Here is a 21207-nt window from a genome sequence, read left to right on the forward strand (position 1 = left end):
ATTTGATTTTCTAGCAGCTTAGTATTTCAGTGAAATTTGTTTGATTTCTCGATATAAACAATAAACAAAAATAATTTCTAATAGAAGCATCGCAATAGCAAGCACTAATGGGCTAAAATTTAGCCCAATAATCAGAGCGAGAAACGATATGATAATCGCAAATGCCGTGTAACTTTTAGAATGATAGAGCCATCCAAAAGGCAGTAAATGTGCCCCGAATACAATGGCAATCACCATGAGCATATACTCAGGGAGAGTAGGGTAAATCCACATCGCAATTAGTAAATAAAGTAATTGATTTAATGTGAAAAGTAAACCGAGCTTAGAAAGGGGATTATCTTTGGTCGAAAAATCGATGCGTAACAGTTTTGAAATATAGTATGCACCAGGTAATATCATGCCGGTTGCGCAAAATGTTAATAAATTCTTCATTAATATATGGAGGTCAGTTGCCTGTATAACAATTAAAGTGCTCCATAAAAACACTGACATAATAATAAAATGAATTCCTTTCAGTTGTCTTAACGCTAAATCTGTTCGTAATGCCTGTAATATTCGAGCTGATTTCATACATTTTTCCCCTCTTTCTTTTCTAATAGTAAGCTATTTTCTTTTGCCCACAACATTTTCATATCTTTGTTGCATAGAAGATTTCCAAAAACAAAAGGGCTATAAAGAAAAAAGATGGTGAGCTCATATTGATATTTCAATGTTAAGAAAACCGAGCTTTTATTTCGTAAGCAAAAATTGAGGCTATTTATAAATCAACTATAAGAAATAGAATAAATTATTTATCTCAAATTTTATGTTAAGCAAAAAGGAATTCTATTTAATATGAAACATATGATTATAAGAGAGGTTTCTATCTTCATTCAGTATATGTTATTTATATCAAAAGCGAAGCGATAGATACAGCAGACTGTTACCTTTATAGGTGGCGAGATAAATGTGAGTGTAGCTTTTCTTCAGTGGACGTTCAAACACAGACTGAATGAAGATAAGGCCCCGGCGGATTTCACGGATTTTGAAAGGAGTCAATTGTGCAAGCACAATTCAAAATCCGGACGCAATTACGCCGAGGCGTAATTGATTTTTGGTAAAAGGGAGAGTGAATTGGTGGATTTAACAAAACCGATATTGTACCATGCGCACCGCACACCACATCAGGAAGCACTGATTTATGACAATCGTCGCTATACGTATCAAGAGTTAAATGAAGAAATTAATCGCTATAGTCATGGGTTAATGGAACAAGGTATCCAAAAAGGGGATAAGGTAAGTTTATTTTTAAAGAACTCAGATGCATTTGTTATTGCGTCATATGCCATCTGGAAAACGGGCGCAGTGATGGTGCCGATTAACTTTAGGTTGACTGCATCAGAGCTCACTTATATTTTACGTCAATCGGATTCAGTTGCTGTGATTGTTGATGAGGAGTTAGCGGATGTGGCTAAAAATGCCATCGCTCAAATTAATCGTCCTCTTACATTATATGTTGTCGGTGAACAATATGATGGTGGGGTAGATTGGGCATCTGTTCGTACGAATAATATAGAAGAGCCAGATGTGATGATTTCACCTATTGATGATGCACAAATTCTCTATACATCAGGCACAACTGGACAACCTAAAGGGGCTCTATTTACCCATGCTAACATTATTAGCTTAAATATGTCGGTCCATGTCATGACAAAGCTTTCACCAGAAGATGTGTATTTACTGATTGCGCCAGCATTCCATTCGGCGGGGTTAAATATGATTTTAACTTCCTCCTTTTTTGCGGGGTCAACGCTTGTGGTGCAACGAGATTTCCATCCAGTCGAAGCGCAAAAAGCGATTCAACAATATGGTGTAACGATGTTTTTTGCTGTACCTGCTATGTACAATGCCATTTTACAAGTACCAAAAGGCAGCTTTGACTTATCGAGCATTCGTGCTTGTAACTATGGTGCCGCGCCAATGTCACCAGGACTCATTCAAGCGGCCGTCGATTATTTTGGTACAGATCAGTTTTACAATTGTTGTGGGCTGACAGAAGGTGGACCAGGAGGCGTGGTCCTAACACCGGAAGAACATAAAACAAAATTAGGTGCTGCCGGAAAAGCGATGCCATTTTTAAATGCCCGTGTTGTGAACGAGCAAATGGAAGACGTGGCACCTGGCGAAGTAGGCGAGTTTATTATTCGTAGTAGCTCTGTGATGAAAGAGTACTATAAAAAGCCTGAGGAGACGGGGCAGACGTTGCGTAACGGCTGGCTATTAACAGGGGATTTAGCAACAATAGATGAAGACGGTTATATTACATTAGTTGACCGCAAGAAGGATATGATTATTTCGGGTGGAGAAAATATTTACTCGGTAGAGGTAGAACAAATATTAAATAGCCATTCGCAAATTTTAGAAGCAGCTATTATCGGGTTACCTGATCCGCAATGGGGAGAAGTGGTGACGGCAATTATTGTACCGAAACCGGGTGAAAACATAAAAGAGGATGAGGTACAAGCATTCTGTCGTCAAAGCTTGGCGGGGTATAAAGTTCCGCGTCATTTTATCACGACAGATGTATTACCGCGCAATGCATCAGGGAAAATACTGAAATATCATTTAAGAGAGCAGTGGCGAGACGCTCGTTCGTTAAATGAAACAAATTAATAGATTACTAAAAAAGGGGATAGGTAAATGAGGGAAGCGGTTATAGTAGCAGCAGCGCGTTCAGCAGTTGGACGTAACAAAGGGGCATTAGCTGAAGTACGAGCAGATGATTTAGCTGCGGATGTGTTAGAGGCTGTTGTACAAAGAGCGGGCATTGATAAAGCACAAGTGGAAGACGTTATTTTAGGTTGTGTATCACAAGGAAACGAGCAAGCAGCAAATATCGCACGGACAGCGACATTAATGGCGGGCTTCCCAATTGAAGTGCCAGGTGTAACAATCGATCGTCAATGCGGTTCAAGTTTACAAGCTGTACATTTTGCGGCACAGGCTATTTTAGCTGGAGATATGGACATTGTTATCGCAGGCGGGATTGAGAACATGAGTCGTGTACCGATGTTTACAAATACAGAGGGTGCACATAGAGGACAGCGATTACAAGAAAATTATGAAATCCTCCATCAAGGCTTATCGGCTGAACGAATAGCAGAGCAGTGGGAGCTTTCAGAACAAGAAATCAATGAATACACGGTGTTAAGCCATGAGCGAGCAATCAGCGCGATTGCAGCAGGCTATTTTGAAGCGGAAATTGTACCGGTAAATGATTTTGTAACAGATGAAGGTCCACGTCCAGGTACGACCGTAGAAGTGTTGCAAGGCTTGAAAAAAGTATTTAAGGAAGACGGTGTCATTACAGCAGGGAATGCTTCACAAATTAGTGACGGGGCATCGGCCGTTGTCATTATGTCAAGTGAGAAAGCGGAAGAACTAGGCGTTAAGCCACTTGCTAAAATTATCGCTAGAACAGTTGTCGGCTCCGACCCAACATTAATGCTTACTGGACCGATTGAGGCGACGAAACGTGTGCTTGAAAAGGCGAATTTAACGATTGATGAGATTGATACGTATGAAGTGAATGAAGCCTTTGCACCTGTACCAATCGTTTGGGCTAAAGAGCTAGGAGCGGATATAGATAAGTTAAATCCAGATGGGGGTGCCATTGCACTTGGACATCCATTAGGTGCGACAGGTACAAAATTATTAACAACAATGCTATACCGAATGCAACGAGAAAACTTGCGCTATGGTTTACTAGCAATTTGTGAAGGTATGGGTATGGCCAACGCGACAATTATTGAAAAAATATAAATTGATAGTAAAGGGGTAATGGGAGATGGAATTAAACGAAGTGGTAGCGATTGTGACAGGTGGGGCATCAGGGCTTGGAGAGGCAACTGTACGAAAAATTGTGGACCAGGGTGGAAAGGCAGTGATTCTGGATGTACAGGATGAACGTGCTGCAGCACTTGTCACACAATTAGGGGACGTCGTAACATATGCAAAAACAGACGTTACAAAGGAAGAACAAGTACAAGCTGCGATTGACTTGGCAATTGAAACGTTTGGCCATATCAATGTGGCTGTCAACTGTGCGGGAATTGGTATTGCGCAAAAGGTTTTATCCAAAAGAGGGATTCATGCACTGGCAGATTTTGAGCGTGTACTCAGTGTGAATTTGACAGGAACATTTAACGTATTGCGACTTGCTGCAGCAGCAATGGAAAACAATGCTCCAGATGATGATGGTCAGCGTGGTGTAATTATTAACACCGCATCTGTCGCAGCCTTTGATGGCCAAATTGGACAAGCGGCTTATAGTGCATCAAAGGGAGGCGTCGTTAGTATGACGTTACCGATTGCACGCGAGCTTGCTGCTTCTGGCATTCGCGTGATGACTATTGCACCAGGTTTAATTGATACACCATTGTTTGAATCATTGCCAGCTGAGGCAAAGGCATCTTTAGGTGCAATGACACCATTCCCAAAACGCTTAGGTGAACCAAGTGAGTACGGGCATCTTGTTGCAACGATTATTGAAAATACGATGTTAAATGGTGAAGTGATTCGCTTAGACGGTGCTATTCGCATGCAGCCAAAATAAAAATGTCTTTGTCGGTGATGATTATATCGAAATGGGGCGATGTACAAATGCATATGATGAATAAGCCTTTACTGTTAACGAGTTTTTTTAATCGAGCAGAACGTTATTTTGGTCATAAGAAAATTATTTCACGTACAGCTGAAAATACAATTCATGAGTTTACGTATAAAGAATATGCACAACGAACACGTAAACTTGCTACGGCATTAGAAAAGCTAGGTATGACGAGAGGAACGAAAGTAGCGACATTTTGTTGGAATCATCATCGTCATTTAGAAGCCTATTTTGCCGTACCATGTGCTGGTGCTGTACTGCATATGGTAAATATTCGCCTATTTCCAGAGCATATTGTTTATGTTGTCAATCACGCAGAAGATGAAATTATTTTAGTAGATGATTCGCTATTACCGTTAGTTGAAGCGGTTGCACCACATTTTAAAACAGTGAAAGCGTATGTCATTTGTGGAGATCACGTGGATTTAACGAAAACGACACTACCGAATGCTTATTCATATGAAGAAATTTTAGCGGCAGCTTCAGATGACTATGAGTTTCCGGAAGATTTAGATGAAAATGCACCAGCAGGCATGTGTTATACAAGTGCAACAACGGGTATGCCTAAAGGTGTCGTGTACACGCATCGCAGTATTGTATTACACAGCACTGTCATGGCTTTTGCGGACGGAGTGGCATTAAAAGAGCGTGATGTCGTTTTACCTGTTGTGCCAATGTTCCATGCCAATGCATGGGGACTTCCGTTTGCGTGTGTCAATTTAGGCGTTACACAAGTATTACCAGGACCGATGTTTACACCACAGTTGATTTTAGATTTATTTGAGCAATATAAAGTAACTGTATCTGCGGGTGTACCGACTATTTGGTTAGGTGTTCTGCAAGAGCAGCAAGCAAATCCACGAGATTTGTCCCATTTGCGTTGTTTAATATGTGGCGGCTCGGCATCCCCATTAGGGCTGATTCGTGCATTTGAAGAAATGGGGATAGAATACTTCACAGGTTTTGGAATGACAGAAACATCCCCGCTTGTGAGCATGTCGGTTTTGACATCGGATATGGATGATTATAGTTTTGATGAAAAAATGAATGTTCGTCTAACACAAGGATTAACTGTGCCATTTATAGAGACAAGGATTGTCAATGAAAATGGTGACGTTCCGTGGGACGGTCAAACAATGGGCGAAATTCTTGTACGTGGTCCATGGATAGCATCTGACTACTATAAAGATGAACGAACGAAGGAAGCCTTTAAGGATGGCTGGTTGTATACAGGAGATATTGCCGTATACACACCAGAAGGAAATATTCGCATTACCGATCGAACAAAAGATTTAATAAAATCAGGCGGTGAATGGATTTCTTCCATTGAACTGGAAAATGCATTAATGACACATAACAAAGTATTTGAAGCAGCAGTGATTGCTATTCCGCATGAAAAATGGATTGAGCGTCCACTTGCTTGTGTTGTACCAAAGCCAGAATTTAAAGAGGCTATTAATAAGGAAGAATTACTCGAAAGTTTAGGGGAACAATTCCCGAAGAAGTGGGTACCAGATGATATTGTCTTTTTAAATGAAATTCCGAAAACATCCGTAGGGAAGTTTTTAAAAGCAAAGCTACGTGAAGAATTAAAGGATTATACACCTCAAGCCTAAATGTAAGAAGCGCCCTCGTAATTAACAGGGCGCTTTTAATGTGAGCAAAAAACCTTGCCGTATCCGAGCAAAACGACGGTGCATGCGGTCAAAAACATTTATTCCTTCACCAAAATGAACGTATATAGTATTAAAATAATAGTAAGAAATGATAGAATAAATAACGTTGAAATACATATTACGGTGAACTACCTAGCACTTAACAGAAGCTTAAAGTGGGGGCTTCTTGTGTTAAGTTTTGCTAGTATCAACTATTAGTAGTAAATTATTTTTATAGATGTGTTGATTATACAAATATCGGTAGGTAATTAGCGTGAGTTTTTAGTAGAATGGTTGATAAAAAGCGCTTGCTCGTTGATTAGAGCGGAGGCGACTCGACTCCTGCAGGAAAAGCACGAGCTGAAAATCCATTTATTTCGGCAATAGCCGAAATAAATTAGTTGAAGCCGTGCCTGCGGAAAGCGAGTCAGCCGTAGCGGAAATCAACGTATTCTAATGTTCTATTTAACAGTAAAAGGTAAATCAACACGCGTGTTATTTTTAGTATTTGTACCCCGCATAAAGAAATATAGAGCAGATACATACTTTAATCCAGAGCTAAAAACAATAAAGTTTAAACAGACTGTATTTATCCATATATTAGAAAGGTATAGTCAGTATTAAAAATTAAATGATTACTTCACGTATAAAGGAGATTTTCGATGATTTCATTAATTGTTGCACATGATAAAAACCGAGTAATTGGGGTAAATAATAAGATGCCGTGGCATTTACCAGGTGAACTTCAATACTTTAAAGAAATGACAATGGGGAAGCCAATTATTATGGGACGTAAAACGTTTGAGTCGATTGGTCGTCCGTTACCAGGGCGTCGTAACATCGTCATTACAAGAAACCCCGCATATGAGGCGGACGGCATTGAGGTTGTCGGCAGTGTAGAAGAAGCTATTCGACTTGCGGGCGATGTAGAGGAAATTATGATTATCGGCGGGGAGCAAATTTTTAAAGAAAGCATGTCAATAGCTGATCGATTGTATATTACAGAGATTGATTATGCATTTGAAGGAGATACGTATTTCCCTGCATATGAAGGCTGGAACAAGACAAGCTGCCAAGAGCCGATTACCACACCAGAAGGTATGACATTCCAATATTGTATTTATGAAAAGTAATGAAAAACATGCGAAGTCCAGGTGATTTCGCATGTTTTTTATTATGGAAAAATTATGTAGAGAGCTTTATAGTTAAGGTAACTTAATTATTAACTAGGGGTTATGAATTTGAAGAATCCATATATTGAACAAATTAATGTTTTACAAGATCAATTGAATGTGCGATTAGCTAGTAAATATGAAAGCCGTCTTGATAATCAATTAACGGCAAAACAAGTGCTGTTATTGGAGTTGATTCGATCTAATGTATCGACTACAAAAGCGTTAGCGCAACATTTACATGTGTCGAATAGTGCCGTGAGCCAGTTGCTTAATAAGCTAGAAGAAAGAGGGTATATTTCTCGAAACATTAATCCTGACAATCGACGAGAGATTAAGTTAGAGCTTGCACAGAAAGGAGAGGCATATTTTATTTACGCAGAAAAGCTTCAGCAAGAAATGAATGAACGTGTATACGGGAAATTATCATTAGAGGATTTACAACAACTTTTAATGATTCTTGAAAAGTTAAATACGATTGTACAGGAGGAGTATTACAATGAAGGTGATTGAAAAAGGCAGACCGTTATGGCTTGTCATGTTGTTGCTATTATTAATAAGTAATACGATGTTATACCGAACGCAATTTGGCGCGAATATTTTGCCTGTAGAGACAAATGGTGTAGTACTTGGTTCTCTTATTGATTTCATGATTATGCTACCATTATTTGTCATGCTCATCATGCGCAAATTTTCTATTAAGACGGCAATTGCTGTTGCAGCACTAGGTTGTATTTTGGCAAGATTGATGATTCCGAGTGCGATGCTAGAGCCGTATGTTGCGGTAACATGGGTAGGTCTATTAGCCGAAGTCGCAATCGTTACGTTTGAAATTTTGCTCATTATGACGTTTATTCGTTATATCCCAAAAATCATGGCTTTTGTGAAATCAAGTAGCATTCCAACGGTGTTCTCTTTTCATCATGCGATAGATAAATATGTGAAGAAAAATCCGATAATCCAAATATTATGCTCAGAGTTATTGATGTTTTACTATGCGCTGTTTGCATGGAAAAAGCAAGCGCCTGAAGGGATTACACTTCACAAAAATTCAAGTTACATCGCTTTTATGGTGATGATTATTCATGCTATTATTCTCGAAACACTTGGATTCCATTGGTGGCTGCATGAAAAATCAATGATACTATCGATTGTCTTACTCATCATCAACATCTACTCCGTGTTTTTCTTTTTAGGCGATATGAATGCTGTACGATTAAATCCGATTCATGTGACAGACGATGCCATGTATATCTCACTCGGTTTAATGAAGCGTGCGAAAATTCGTTTTGCGGATATTGACTATGTATGTGAGGATCGAGCAGAGCTTGAGAAGAAAGTTTCGAAGGATACATTAGCCTTTATTGCGCGGGAATTTGAAGAGGGGCAGCCACAGATGGTTTTATATATGAAAAATCCAATCAAGGGGACATTGTTTATGGGGTTTGAGAAGGACTATTCAAAGATAGCTATTCGCTGTGATCAACCAAGCGAGTTAAAAGCAGTCATTGAGCGTGGGATGGCACATATATAGGCGATTTAACGAAAAAGCTGCTCCTTTTGAGGAACAGCTTTTTCGTTTACAAACTTGTATTTTTCCAATGAGAAGTATTGAATAGGTTAAACAAACGTCAGTTTAGCCTGACATCTTACTGACATAACGTGATGTTATACTAGAACTGAGGTGAAATGTGTGACCAAAATATTAATTATTGAAGATGAATTCGCGATTAGCCAAGTGCTAAAAGTATATATGGTGAAAGAAGAATTTGAAGCGATTCAATGCTTTTCTGGTATGGAAGCGTTAAATATGTTCAAAAGCCATGAACCGGATTTAGTGTTACTTGATGTCATGCTTCCTGGTAAAGACGGATGGACAATTTTAAAAGAAATTCGAGCCATTAGTGAATGCCCAGTGGTGATGTTAACAGCGCTTGCGGATGTAGAATATCGCCTTGAAGGATTTGATGGTGGAGCAGATGATTATATACCGAAACCGTTTATCGCAGATGAAGTGGTTGCACGCATAAAAGCCGTGTTAAAAAGAGCAAGTCGACCAACGAGCTCCAGGCAAAAGTATGGGTCTCTCGAAATCGATTTTAAAGGGCATCTCGTATGGCTTCATGGTGAAGAGGTAGATTTAACGCCGCGCGATTTAGCCGTCTTATTATTTTTAGCAGAGCATGCAAACCAAACGTTTACGCGCGATCAACTAATTGAGCATGTGTGGGGCTGGGACTATGAAGGAAGTGAACGGGCAGTCGATTTAGCGATTAAACGTTTGCGGAAAGCGCTACTAGATTGGCCGAGCAGTGAAGGGGAAATTCGTACACTGCGCGGGGTAGGGTATCAATTCCATGTTTTCGAATAAGAAGAAAGTCTCATTGCTCACGTACTGGACAAGAAATTATGTATTAACACTTGTTATTGGTTTGACGATTTTATTGGTTATTTCTGCACTATGGATTCGTCATACAACGACAGAGCATCGTGTAGAAATGATGGAAGTGATGGCAGATGAAGCGGTGATTCTCATTACAAATATAGCTACAGGCGTTAGTCCAGAAAAAGTCAATCCGTTTTTTGAGCGGCGTGAGCCTAATTCGGTGCGCGATATTAATCCCATTGTGTACATGACGGATACGACAGGAACAATTTTATCAACAAATCGCCCGTTTCCTTCAGCATCAACATTAAACTTTCACGATATTATTCAGCAAAGTGGTGAAGTTCAACATATTAAAAGTGAAGATGGGAAGTATACCATTATTAAACGTAGCATAGTCATTGATGAAGAGTTGGTAGGCTATGTATTTGTGGTAGAAAAAAACAAAACTTTAACAGCAGTAAAGCAAGAGTTTGGATTTTTAGTACTTGTTATTACATGTATTGGTCTTCTTGGGTGGGGGGCAATTTACATGCTCTCTAAGCGCCTGTCAAAACCGATTATGGAAGTAGCAGCTGCTGCTAAATTAGTGGAAAGTGGACAATATACAATATCGTTACCAATAGATGTAAAAGAACAAGAGGTAGACGAATTAGTAACCTCTTTTAAAGAGATGGTGACACGTCTTGAGCAGTTAGAAAAAACACGTACAGAGCTATTAGCTGGTGTTACACATGAATTAAAAACGCCTGTTACATCGATCAGCGGTTTATTGCAAGCTGTCAATGACGATGTTGTAACAGGTGATGATGCAAAAGAATTCATCCAGATGGCGCTTACTGAAACGACAAAAATGAAAACAATGATTGGTGATTTACTCGCTTTTAATTCGTTTTCAGTAAATGCGGTACCTGTCGAAGTAGAGGCATTTCATGTAAATATATTAGTAGAAGAAATTATTCGAAGATGGGGCGCTACACATCCTCGCATTAAACTGTCGGTTGCAACGTTAGAAGAAGATACTCATGTCCAAGCTGATTTAGTACGAGTGCAGCAAATCTTAGTGAATTTATTGACGAATGCAGAGCAAGCAATGGACGGTAGCGGAAATATTCATGTATCATTACAGACGGACGAGCAATTTATTGTAGTGGATGTAAAAGATAATGGTTGTGGTATTTCACTAGAAGAACAACCGTTTATTTTTGAACGTTTTTATCGCGGTGAACAAAAGAAATATAAAGTACGTGGCTTAGGTTTAGGATTGGCGTTAAGTAAGATGATGGCGCAATCGCTTGGTGGGGATTTAGTGTTAATTGCTAGTACAGAGCAAGGAACTATTTTCCGTCTAAAATTAGTGAAAGCGTCTTGACGTATGTTTGACACAATACTTTGTTACACTGTACAGAAGATTATTTATTGGAGGAAATGAAAATGGATCGACAAAAAGTAAAGAAAATATTAAAAATGGTAGCGGCACCAATCGCTTTATCTGCTTTCCTAGTAGGCTGCTCAGATAATGGCGGCGATTCTCGAACAGTCGCAACGGTCAATGATGAGGTCATCACAGAAGCAGAATTAAATCGTTTATTGCAAGGTCAATACGGGCCAAGTGTGTTAGATTCCTTAATTACAAATAAAATTGTGGAGCTAGAAGCGAAAAAATCAGATATTAAAGTATCGGATGAAGAAATACAAGAAGAGTATAAAGTATATACAGAATCATATGGTGGAGAAGATGCACTGCTTGAAGCGTTAAAAGGTTTTAATATGGATAAAGAAGATATTGAAAAAGACATTGAAATTTATTTATTAACACTAAAAGTGATGGAAGACCAAATTGATATTAAAGAAGATGATATAAAGGCGTACTTTGAGGAAAATAAAGATGTCTTTAGTACGGAAGAGCAAGTGGAAGCAAGCCACATTTTAGTAGAAGATGAAGCGAAAGCAAAGGAAGTCATTAAGAAATTAAACGCAGGTGAGGACTTCGCGAAGCTTGCAAAAGAATATTCAATTGATGAGTCAAATGCTGAAAATGGAGGAGCACTAGGTTTCTTTGGGCGCGGTGAAATGGTAGCAGAATTCGAAAAAGCGGCATTTGCGATAAATATTGGGGAAGTAAGTAAAGAACCAGTTAAAACAGAACATGGTTACCATATTATTAAAGTAACAGATAAAATTGAAGCGAAAGCGGCTGACTATGAGACAAGCAAGGAAGAAGCGCGTCAAATGCTGCTGGAAAGTCGTGTCAATGAACAATATGCTACATGGGTAGAAGAAAAAATGAAAGAGTACGATATCGAAAAGAAATTGTTTGAATAATGGCTCTTTCTGCCCGAAAATATAGTTGCACTACTGTCACATATGTGATTTAATTAATATGTTATGAGAAGTGTTCTCAATCTTGTGTTTGATTTCCAACTAAGGAGATGTATGTAAATGATTACAGTAACGAACCGTATTCAAGTAAAAAAAGGCATGGCTGAAAAAATGGCACCAATGTTTGCTAAGCCAGGTCCATTACAACAATTTGAAGGCTTCCACAAAGTAGAGGTATTAGTGTCTACACAATTTGAAGAGTACGATGAAATGAGTGTTGTCATGTACTGGGAAGATGAAAAATCATTCGGCGTCTGGCGTGAGTCGGATGCGTTTAAAGAAGCGCATAAACGTCCATCAGGCGACGCACCAGATCCAAACTCTCCTGTCATTACAAGCCAAATCGTTATTGCTAAAGTAGCAGCTGAAATCGCGAAATAAATTGCTCCTGTTAATGTAGGATAAAGTGAAAAAGACGAACCGCAATCGCTTTGTGGTTCGTCTTTTTCTTGTTTTGAGCATAAATTTAGACATGTGCATAGTGATAATTTGTGTAAAAGAGGGAGTCATGCTATGATTCTTACGCATTCTAGTAAGAGTAGGTGGATTTATGCTTGATTCAATTCAATGGTTGTTACCTGACATTGAACAACTGATTTGGCAACGTATAGTAATGGCTATTGCGATTATTATTGTAGGTTTTCTCGTCCAGCGCTATATTTTAAAGCCAAGCATTAAGGCGTTCGCTAATTTCCTAAGACGAAAAGGACGTAGTGTGATCGCGGATATTACGGAACAGTTTAGTAAAGCGACTCGTTATGCGTTTATGACGATTGTGATTACACTTAGTGTGTCCATTTTAATTAAAGTATGGTTATTTACAGCTGAATCGACGAAAGATTTCTTTATATCGCTGATGTTCTATTTTGCTTTTAAAGGATTATACGATTTATTAACATTTTATTTGCTTCATCCAGAGCGACTGCAGACAGGGAAAGACCAAGATATTTTAACACCGTTTTTCCTACGGATTAGTAAAGTGTTAGTGATGTTGGTGGCGATGTTTTTCATTGCCTCGCTGTGGGGTTTTAATTTGAATGGCTTTTTAACTGCTATTGGATTAACAGGGGTAGCGCTAGCCTTTGGAATTCGTGATACATTAACCCATATTTTCGGCGGCATGAGTGTTGCACTAGATAAGCCGTTTCAAATTGGCGATTGGATTGCAACAGAAGACCAAAAAATTGATGGTGTGGTAGAGGATATTAATCTTCGTAGTACACTTATTCAAACCGGCGATAAAGGGCTTGTGTATGTGCCGAACGCTTATTTAGTTAACCGTCCAATTTATAATTTAAGTAAGCGTGGAAAACGAAAATGTGAACAAAGCTTTTATGTTTCTTCATCTAATAGTGAGGAAAGTTTACGTGCAGTCGTGGAAAAAATACGGGAGCAAATTACCCTCCATCCACAGACGGAAAAAGAAATCATTCATGTGACAATTGATGATTATCGTCCGGGTTCATTTCGTTTATTTATTCGCTATTTTGTCCAAACAAATGACACAGGCGTAATGCTTGATGTGAAACAAGATATATTATTCGTCTGCAAGCATTTATTGGAAGAGTATGCGATTGAGCTCATACCAGCGGATAGTGAATTATGGCTTCGAAATGACTAAATTTTGTAGGTGAATGATGAGAAATGACAGATGTCATATTGAATGGAAATATTAAACTACATATAATGAAATGAAGACAATAAAGGATGTGTCAAATAATGATTCATATCGTAACGGATTCAACATGCGATTTATCACAACAAGAAATTGAAAAATTAAACATTCATATCGTACCATTAACAATTCAAATAGACGGTAAAACATATGTCGACCGTGTTGATGTAGAGCCACAATCATTTTTAACCTTAATGGCGAGTGCAAAAGAATTACCAAAATCATCTCAACCATCACCGGGGAAGTTTACAGAATTATATGATGAGCTTGGTAAAAATGGTGATCAAATTATTTCAATCCACATGACAGGTGGTATGAGTGGTACCGTGCAATCCGCAAGACAGGCTGCTGAAATGACAGAGGCAGATGTAACGGTAGTAGATTCACGCTATATCGCTTGGGCTTTAGCCTTCCAATTACGTGAAGCAGTACGTCTTCGCGATGCAGGGGCGGGTGTAGAGGAAATTGTAGCTCGTGTAGACCAAGTACGTCAAAATACCCGTTTATTTGTTGTACTGGATACATTGGAAAACATGGTAAAGGGTGGTCGTATCGGTAAAGGGAAGGCGATGTTCGGTTCGCTATTAAATATTAAACCGGTTGGTAGCCTAGATACAGGTGCATTTACACCTGTATCGAAACCACGTAGCTATAAGCAAGTAGTGAAATATTTATTTGAACAGTTCCAAAACGATACAGCAGGAAAAACAGTCAAAGCTGTAGGGTTTTCACATGCCAATGGTTTAACAACAATGGGAACGCCATTAATGGAACTAGTCAAAGGGACAGGCTTTACAAATATTGATATTACTTTTACATCCCCAATTATTAGCACACATACCGGTCCAGGTGCGCTTGGTTTTATGTATTTTGCAGAATAGTTGATCAATAGTAGCTATCTCTTGGAAGAATAGTATTATGACGATTACAGAAAGAGTATCAAATGCCTTGCAGTAGAAGGGGTTGATACTCTTTTTTATCATGATATTCCTTCTTCTATAAATGCCCATTCTCAAATACATAATTTTTATTGTCCTGAGGATTGTTAGCTTTTCAATCCGCTCATCATAAACTTATAATAGATATACATTGAGCTAAGGGAGTTTTAGTATGTGGCGATTCGGTATTTTAACGTTTTTAACAATTGTTTTAGCTGGTTGTTCTTTCATTACAATTGATGACCCACAGCCGAAAGAGGAAGAGCAAAACGAACCATACACTGAACCGGAGCAATTGATAAATGAAACGCCAAAAATTGAAATAAACGAAGTAGAGGAAGGATTCATAGAAGAGCAGACAAATCTACAAGGATTTATTGAAGCTGTTTTACATTTAGACTGGAGAACAAGGAAAAATAGTGACGCAGAGCCGATTCAATATATGGCATTTGGTGATTCATTGACAAGAGGAATCGGTGATGAGAGTAAACGGTACGGTTATACAAACCGCTTAGTGGAAGTACTAGAGAGATGGCCTGCCATTAAGCAGGTAGAGCTCGATAATCGTGGAAAAAATGGACGCCGCAGCGACCAATTGTTGAAGTTGTTGGAAAGCGGACATTATGATGAAGAGTTGCCGTATGTAGATTTTATGACGATGACGCTCGGTGGAAATGATATAATGAAAATTGTAAAAGCTGATTTATTTTCACTGAATAAGGAAATGTTTGATAAAGAGCGTATTTCTTTCGAAGCGCGTTATCGTAACATAGTAGCAGAAATTCGCGCAAGAAATAGTGATGCACCACTACTATTGATAGGGTTTTATAATCCCGTTTCCATTATAACGGATGAATATACGCCGTTTGAAACCATTATTGATGAGTGGAATGATGTGATAGCACAAATCGCAACGGAGGATGTAAATGCATGCTTCGTGCCAATTAGCGACTTATTTGAGACAAATGAGGGCATGGTTTATCACACGGATTTCTTCCATCCGAATGCAAGTGGTTATGAACAGATGACGGGAAGAATTATTGACTATATGGAACTGTGTGATATAGAGGAAATGTCAGCAGGTCGTATTGGCATTGAGGAGTGAGCGTATTGAATGTGTGGAAAGTGGCCTTTTTCACTTTGGCGGGTGCGGTAATTTTATCAATTGCCGCTATCTTTTATTTAGCGACATCACCTGCAGAAGACGTTGAAAAACCAGAACCGGCACAAACTGAGGGGAATGTTATTACTGTACAAACAACAGCACAAGAATTTGAGTCCATTACGAAGCAGTATTTAGGTGATGCGTTAAATAAATCGCCGTTACCCGTTGAAATTGAAGTGAATACTCAAATTCAAGTTTTTAGTACATTAACAGTCTTTTCTGTCGATGTGCCGATTGTCATGGACTTTGAACCCATTGTAGAAGAGGGGAACATCGTCTTAAAACAAACGGCTGTCAATGTAGGGAAGCTAAATATCCCACCACAAACTGTGTTAAAGTTAATGAAAGACGCTGTTGATTTCCCATCTTGGATTACGATTATGCCAAATGATGAGGAAATTTTCGTCGATTTATCTCGTATTAATATCGCTTCTGGTTCGCGTGTACGAGCAAAAGAAATCGACTTAAAAAAGGATCATATTGTGTTAGAAGTCATTGTTCCATCAGAATAGGAGGTATGAAGGTGGCAGTAGCAACTTTTGCAGGTGGCTGTTTTTGGTGTATGGTCAAGCCATTCGATGAGCAGCCCGGTATTGAAAGTGTAATCTCAGGCTATACAGGCGGACATGTTGAACAGCCAACATATCAACAAGTGTGTAGCGAAACAACGGGGCATTTAGAAGTAGTACAAATTACATTTGACCCTGAAATATATTCGTATGAAAAGTTAGTACGATTGTATTTTACATTGATCGATCCAACCGATGCTGGTGGTCAATTTTATGATCGAGGGGAATCGTATACGACAGCGATTTTCTACCACGATGAAGAACAAAAGGAAATAGCAACGCGTGTGAAAGAAGAGCTAGAGGCATCAGGAAAGTTCGGACAACCGATTGCGGTAAAAATTCGTGAGGCAAAGCCATTTTACCGTGCAGAGGAATATCATCAGTATTATTATAAGAAAAATCCAGCCCATTATAACCGCTACTCGGTCGGTTCAGGGCGTGTGGCGTTTATTGAAAGGCATTGGGGGAATTCACATGAATAAAGAACAACGCTTAAAAGAGCTAACAGAAATACAGTATTATGTGACACAAGAAAATGGCACAGAACCACCATTCCGCAATGAATACGACAAGCATTTTGAAGACGGAATTTATGTTGATATCGTATCCGGCAAACCATTATTTAGCTCAAAGGATAAATTCGATTCAGGGTGTGGATGGCCAGCGTTTGCAAAACCGATGGAGGCACCAGAAGTTACCGAGCACTTTGACACGTCTTTTGGAATGCGCCGAGTAGAGGTTCGTAGTAAAACAGCGGACTCCCATTTAGGACATGTTTTCCCAGACGGCCCGAAAGAGCTTGGTGGCTTACGTTACTGCATCAACTCAGCCGCACTCCGCTTCGTCCCAGCCGACCGCTTAGAAGAAGAGGGGTACGGGGAATATACATCATTATTTGAAAACGCTTCTGAATAAGGGGCGTTTTTTCGTGCTGTGTAATGTATCGGGATGTCTTTATACGATGGATGCAACATGTATAGATTATATACGTTAACTATAGAAATCATCTTAAAATTGTCGACGGTGAACGGTCAAAAAGCTAAGGTATCCGAGCAAAAAGTTGCTGCATCCGGTCAAAACAATCCGGTGCGAGCAAAACCTTATCGTATCCAGTCAATCGTGATGCTGGAACATTAAAATGCACATATATAGCGTAAACTAAAAAAAGATTGACATATAGTAGATTGAATGTATGCTTTACAAAAGCGAGTAACATGTACATTTGCGGCAAGTGCAAATACTGTTGGGAAAATATTATAAAACAAAAAGTGAGGTAGCATATGAAATCTTTTTATCATTATGTATTAACATATCGAGGAGCCCGGGATGACAAAGGGCGCTTTGCAGAGGCCATGTTTCATGATTCGATCTTTCCAAAAACGGCAACGGACTTCAATGAATTAAGCGCCTATATCGAAATGCAAGCGAATGCAGATTTAGCAACTTCTGTATTTGATGAATTGTGGGATACATATGCAACAAAGTATGGTTTATCAGTATAAATTGACAAACTACTCTAACATTTTCTTGCAAGACGTCTAACCATTGCATCTGTAAAGAAAACACAGTATGATAATGGTGACAAATAACTGAAATGAGGGATTATGATATGAGTATCCATATTGCTGCAAAACAAGGCGACATCGCAGACATCGTATTATTACCAGGTGATCCACTACGTGCAAAATTTATCGCAGAAACATTTTTAGAAGATGTAACTTGTTACAATGAAGTACGCAACATGTTAGGTTTTACAGGTACATATAAAGGAAAACGCGTATCTGTACAAGGGACAGGGATGGGTGTACCATCTATCTCTATTTATGTAACAGAGTTGATGCAAGAATATGGCGTACAAAAATTAATCCGTGTGGGTACGTGCGGTGCGATTCAAAAAGACGTGAAAGTACGTGATGTCATTCTAGCGCAAGCTGCTTCAACAGATTCACGTATGAACCAAATAATCTGGGGCGGCGGTATTGACTTCGCGCCAACAGCAAACTTTGATTTATTATACAAAGCATACAATAAAGCGACAGAAGCTGATCTAAACGTAAAAGTAGGTAACATTTTCACAGCTGATATGTTCTACTCAGATGAAGAACAAAATGAAAAGCTTGCTAAATACGGTGTATTAGCAGTAGAAATGGAATCTGCAGCACTTTATACATTAGCAGCAAAATTTGATCGTCAAGCATTATCAATCTTAACTGTATCTGACCACATCCTAACAGGCGAAGCAACATCATCTGAAGAACGTCAAACGACATTCTTAGATATGATGCGTATCGCATTAGATGCAGCGATTCAAGAGTAGTCATTAAGATCCAATCATGGAGTGAGTACATCAAAGTGCTTAAACCTCAAATGTAGCGTGTAAAAATACTCAATAAGTGCCCGGTGAAAATAGGGGCTTGTTGGGTATTTTTTATTGAAGGGGGGCAGAGGAAGCTGTCACGCTATGTATGGAGTAGCAGAAGAGGATAGGGGAGTTCAATTACCATCATGTACATCAAATTCAACTTGTCCCTCAATATGATAATCTTTCTTCTCTGCATGATCACCCATCACAGAAAAATCTACAAAACCGTTCGCAATATAGTAACCTTTTGGAAATTCATCATTCATAACATGTTTCATAAAAGCGATGTAATCTTTCTCATCTTCAGAACTATATCCTCCACCTCCTTGGTAGTCAAAACGAAGCGATTCGCCTGTGACTAATTTTGTCGTTGCTAACGGTAGGTCCATAAAGTAGTGAATCTCATAATTTCTTGTTGTTTCGACTATTGGAAAATAAAAAGGTGAATGTGCATGCGTGATTTCTATCTCTGCTTTATCTCCTATATATTGTAATTTGGCATAAAGCTTTATCGGTTCATTCTCAACATATTGCCTTTTTTTGGTAATGAGTCGGTATACAAAATCGCCATCTGTCACCTCTGCACGATTACCTCTGCTTTCATTAATAGAAGGTTTTTGAGGATTCTCATTTTGTTGGCAACCGATTAAACTAATGGATAGAAATAAACCGATGGATAGCAGCATAATATGTCTCATCTCAACCTACCGTTCTGCTTTTTTATAATGACCATACTTACACTAATAAAAATAGAGAAAATCGTAAAAACAATCACCCAAATAAAGAAGGTGTTATTGAAAATTGTAAATGTTAAAATTGTTAATGTACCAAATACTGCTAATGGAGCTATGAACCATTTTTTAAACAATAAATAGCTTAGTACAGAAGCAATCAGAACTATAATAGGTAAAATTAAAAATATAAATAGAAATTCCATAATATCCCCTGTTCGTCAAATAAGTAAATTCCCTCTTTAGTCGTTGTCCGTGTCGATAATGATACTATAAGAAATATTAAGTTGATGGCTAACCCAAGCTTTAAAAATCCCATCTACCTCTCTTTCGACTGTTTCGATCGGGATATTCTCATCGAGCCCTAATTGTTCAAAAGTGAATGTTTCTTCTATTCGATCTTCATATTTAGTATTTACTGCAAAAGTAACTGTTTTGCTCATTGAATTATTCTCCTATTTACTATAACAAAAGAACTTGCATGCATGATTATATTCATATGTATAACCCTTGAATTGGTGAATTTCATATCTCTTTATAAGATATTAATTTGTTAGTAATTCATATAAATCATCTTAAAACTGTTAACATTGAATGGACAAAAAGCTACAGTATCCGAGCCACTACCGCATCCAGTCAAAAAACATTTATTTTTGGCCGAGATGCCAGCAAATAAGGGGATAAGCTCGGTGAAGAGTCATAGTTATTTTATGAAATTCTTTTAAAATCTTTATTCATACAGGATTGCTTCAATTTTTTATTTTTTAACAAGTGTCTAATATCCGAGCTGTTATCGTATGAAAGTTGAATATAAAAATAATTAATGTACTCTAGAACTGCAAAGATATAAATAAAGAATGCGATTGCTAATCCGCCTAATGGCAATGAAGGATAACCTTTTATAATATCAAAGGTGAATGCAATAATCGGGAGTATAATTAAGATTATATTTAGTGTTTTACAAAGATGTAACTGTCGCACTAGCTTAATAGGGGGGGTAGCTGTATTCTCGTTTCTGAGTCTTTTCAATTTTGCATACCAATAAATTGTTCCTTGGAGCAGAAGAAGCTCTAAAAGGATGAAAGATGCCCAAAATGAATATAGTGAATATAATTGTAGATTAGGATATGCATAATTAAATAGATAACTAATAAAAACAAAAACGACGACAGAAGCCAATTCACCTGAATATAAATAGGCTAACCTTTTTTCTAATTTTTTCTTCAACTTTAATATTCATCCCCTGATAGATCATTTTTACTTAGAAATATAAAAAGAAAATTAAATCTTATATGTAAACCAACTTGAGATTTTTTATATGATGAGATTATAACATAGTAAGGTATTTATTGGCATTGAATTGGAAATTGAGAGCGGATAAGGCTAACCGTTAAAATAATAAATATGAGCGTGTCTATGCAGCGAATCGTCTTATTTGCGTGCATTTTAGCTAAAAAATAAACGTTTTTATTCAAAATCAATTGCTCTAAGAAGGGCTGCTGTGATAAAAAAGAGAGAAATGTA

The 21207-nt window shown here is 38.3% G+C and carries 24 protein-coding genes; 19 read left to right on the forward strand and 5 right to left on the reverse strand.

The genetic code is table 11. The annotated features are described in order from the left end of the window. Window positions 1–18: 18 nt before the first annotated feature. Window positions 19–570 (reverse strand): DUF7010 family protein, encoded by a 552-nt coding sequence (locus ACQQ2I_RS08885; protein ID WP_431030169.1) that lies wholly within the window; start codon window positions 568–570, stop codon window positions 19–21. A 546-nt stretch (window positions 571–1116) separates the two neighbouring features. Here ACQQ2I_RS08885 and ACQQ2I_RS08890 point away from each other — a divergent pair. The 19 genes from ACQQ2I_RS08890 to deoD all read left to right on the forward strand — a co-directional run bounded on the left by ACQQ2I_RS08890 (window position 1117) and on the right by deoD (window position 18907). Next, window positions 1117–2652, forward strand: coding sequence for a class I adenylate-forming enzyme family protein (locus ACQQ2I_RS08890; protein ID WP_431030170.1), 1536 nt, complete (start codon window positions 1117–1119; stop codon window positions 2650–2652). A 27-nt stretch (window positions 2653–2679) separates the two neighbouring features. Further along, window positions 2680–3801: a thiolase family protein gene (locus ACQQ2I_RS08895; protein ID WP_431030171.1), complete on the forward strand. Its 1122-nt coding sequence runs from the start codon at window positions 2680–2682 to the stop codon at window positions 3799–3801. A 25-nt stretch (window positions 3802–3826) separates the two neighbouring features. Next, window positions 3827–4594, forward strand: coding sequence for a 3-hydroxyacyl-CoA dehydrogenase (locus ACQQ2I_RS08900; protein WP_431030172.1), 768 nt, complete (start codon window positions 3827–3829; stop codon window positions 4592–4594). Between the two features lie 47 nt (window positions 4595–4641). Then, the gene (locus tag ACQQ2I_RS08905) at window positions 4642–6264 is read left to right on the forward strand and encodes a long-chain fatty acid--CoA ligase (protein WP_431030480.1); all 1623 of its coding nucleotides are present in this window, start codon (window positions 4642–4644) and stop codon (window positions 6262–6264) included. 701 nt (window positions 6265–6965) lie between these two features. Next, a complete protein-coding gene (gene folA, locus ACQQ2I_RS08910; protein WP_431030173.1) occupies window positions 6966–7436 on the forward strand; it encodes a type 3 dihydrofolate reductase in 471 nt (156 codons plus the stop codon). 108 nt (window positions 7437–7544) lie between these two features. Continuing rightward, entirely contained in the window at window positions 7545–7988 is a 444-nt protein-coding gene (locus tag ACQQ2I_RS08915) for a MarR family winged helix-turn-helix transcriptional regulator (protein WP_431030174.1), read from the forward strand. Continuing rightward, entirely contained in the window at window positions 7975–9009 is a 1035-nt protein-coding gene (locus tag ACQQ2I_RS08920) for a beta-carotene 15,15'-monooxygenase (protein ID WP_431030175.1), read from the forward strand. The genes ACQQ2I_RS08915 and ACQQ2I_RS08920 overlap by 14 nt, the downstream gene beginning before the upstream one ends. 159 nt (window positions 9010–9168) lie before the next feature. Beyond that, the gene (locus ACQQ2I_RS08925) at window positions 9169–9846 is read left to right on the forward strand and encodes a response regulator transcription factor (RefSeq protein ID WP_431030176.1); all 678 of its coding nucleotides are present in this window, start codon (window positions 9169–9171) and stop codon (window positions 9844–9846) included. Then, window positions 9833–11233, forward strand: coding sequence for an ATP-binding protein (locus tag ACQQ2I_RS08930; RefSeq protein WP_431030177.1), 1401 nt, complete (start codon window positions 9833–9835; stop codon window positions 11231–11233). The genes ACQQ2I_RS08925 and ACQQ2I_RS08930 overlap by 14 nt, the downstream gene beginning before the upstream one ends. Before the next feature lie 62 nt (window positions 11234–11295). Then, the gene (locus ACQQ2I_RS08935; RefSeq protein ID WP_431030178.1) at window positions 11296–12186 is read left to right on the forward strand and encodes a foldase protein PrsA; all 891 of its coding nucleotides are present in this window, start codon (window positions 11296–11298) and stop codon (window positions 12184–12186) included. 117 nt (window positions 12187–12303) lie between these two features. After that, the gene (locus tag ACQQ2I_RS08940) at window positions 12304–12624 is read left to right on the forward strand and encodes a heme oxygenase (RefSeq protein ID WP_431030179.1); all 321 of its coding nucleotides are present in this window, start codon (window positions 12304–12306) and stop codon (window positions 12622–12624) included. 169 nt (window positions 12625–12793) lie between these two features. Next, on the forward strand, window positions 12794–13864 hold the full coding sequence (locus ACQQ2I_RS08945; RefSeq protein ID WP_431030180.1) for a mechanosensitive ion channel family protein: 1071 nt from the start codon (window positions 12794–12796) through the stop codon (window positions 13862–13864). A gap of 98 nt (window positions 13865–13962) precedes the next feature. Then, a complete protein-coding gene (locus ACQQ2I_RS08950; protein ID WP_431030181.1) occupies window positions 13963–14799 on the forward strand; it encodes a DegV family protein in 837 nt (278 codons plus the stop codon). Window positions 14800–15028: 229 nt separating this feature from the next. Next, window positions 15029–15961 carry a GDSL-type esterase/lipase family protein gene (locus tag ACQQ2I_RS08955; RefSeq protein ID WP_431030182.1) on the forward strand — a complete coding sequence of 311 codons (933 nt, stop codon included), beginning with the start codon at window positions 15029–15031 and terminating at the stop codon, window positions 15959–15961. 11 nt (window positions 15962–15972) lie between these two features. After that, window positions 15973–16533, forward strand: coding sequence for a YpmS family protein (locus tag ACQQ2I_RS08960; protein WP_431030481.1), 561 nt, complete (start codon window positions 15973–15975; stop codon window positions 16531–16533). A 5-nt stretch (window positions 16534–16538) separates the two neighbouring features. Further along, window positions 16539–17072, forward strand: a complete 534-nt coding sequence (gene msrA, locus ACQQ2I_RS08965; RefSeq protein ID WP_431030183.1) for a peptide-methionine (S)-S-oxide reductase MsrA — start codon at window positions 16539–16541, stop codon at window positions 17070–17072. Continuing rightward, complete coding sequence (gene msrB / locus ACQQ2I_RS08970; RefSeq protein ID WP_431030184.1) at window positions 17065–17505, forward strand: peptide-methionine (R)-S-oxide reductase MsrB; 441 nt, start codon at window positions 17065–17067, stop codon at window positions 17503–17505. The genes msrA and msrB overlap by 8 nt, the downstream gene beginning before the upstream one ends. Window positions 17506–17870: 365 nt before the next feature. After that, window positions 17871–18092 (forward strand): YozE family protein, encoded by a 222-nt coding sequence (locus ACQQ2I_RS08975; RefSeq protein WP_431030185.1) that lies wholly within the window; start codon window positions 17871–17873, stop codon window positions 18090–18092. Between the two features lie 107 nt (window positions 18093–18199). Beyond that, entirely contained in the window at window positions 18200–18907 is a 708-nt protein-coding gene (gene deoD / locus ACQQ2I_RS08980) for a purine-nucleoside phosphorylase (RefSeq protein WP_431030186.1), read from the forward strand. A 176-nt stretch (window positions 18908–19083) separates the two neighbouring features. On the opposite strand, the gene ACQQ2I_RS08985 is transcribed toward deoD, so the two are convergent. The 4 genes from ACQQ2I_RS08985 to ACQQ2I_RS09000 all read right to left on the reverse strand — a co-directional run bounded on the left by ACQQ2I_RS08985 (window position 19084) and on the right by ACQQ2I_RS09000 (window position 20910). Beyond that, window positions 19084–19650 carry a hypothetical protein gene (locus ACQQ2I_RS08985; RefSeq protein ID WP_431030187.1) on the reverse strand — a complete coding sequence of 189 codons (567 nt, stop codon included), beginning with the start codon at window positions 19648–19650 and terminating at the stop codon, window positions 19084–19086. Continuing rightward, complete coding sequence (locus ACQQ2I_RS08990; RefSeq protein ID WP_431030188.1) at window positions 19647–19889, reverse strand: DUF2651 family protein; 243 nt, start codon at window positions 19887–19889, stop codon at window positions 19647–19649. Before ACQQ2I_RS08990 ends, ACQQ2I_RS08985 begins: the two co-directional genes overlap by 4 nt. A gap of 36 nt (window positions 19890–19925) precedes the next feature. Continuing rightward, window positions 19926–20126 carry a hypothetical protein gene (locus tag ACQQ2I_RS08995; RefSeq protein ID WP_431030189.1) on the reverse strand — a complete coding sequence of 67 codons (201 nt, stop codon included), beginning with the start codon at window positions 20124–20126 and terminating at the stop codon, window positions 19926–19928. Between the two features lie 265 nt (window positions 20127–20391). Beyond that, complete coding sequence (locus tag ACQQ2I_RS09000) at window positions 20392–20910, reverse strand: general stress protein (RefSeq protein ID WP_431030190.1); 519 nt, start codon at window positions 20908–20910, stop codon at window positions 20392–20394. Between the last annotated feature and the right edge of the window lie 297 nt (window positions 20911–21207).

This window comes from Lysinibacillus sp. LZ02, from assembly GCF_050613145.1.
Classification (GTDB): Bacteria; Bacillota; Bacilli; order Bacillales_A; family Planococcaceae; genus Lysinibacillus_B.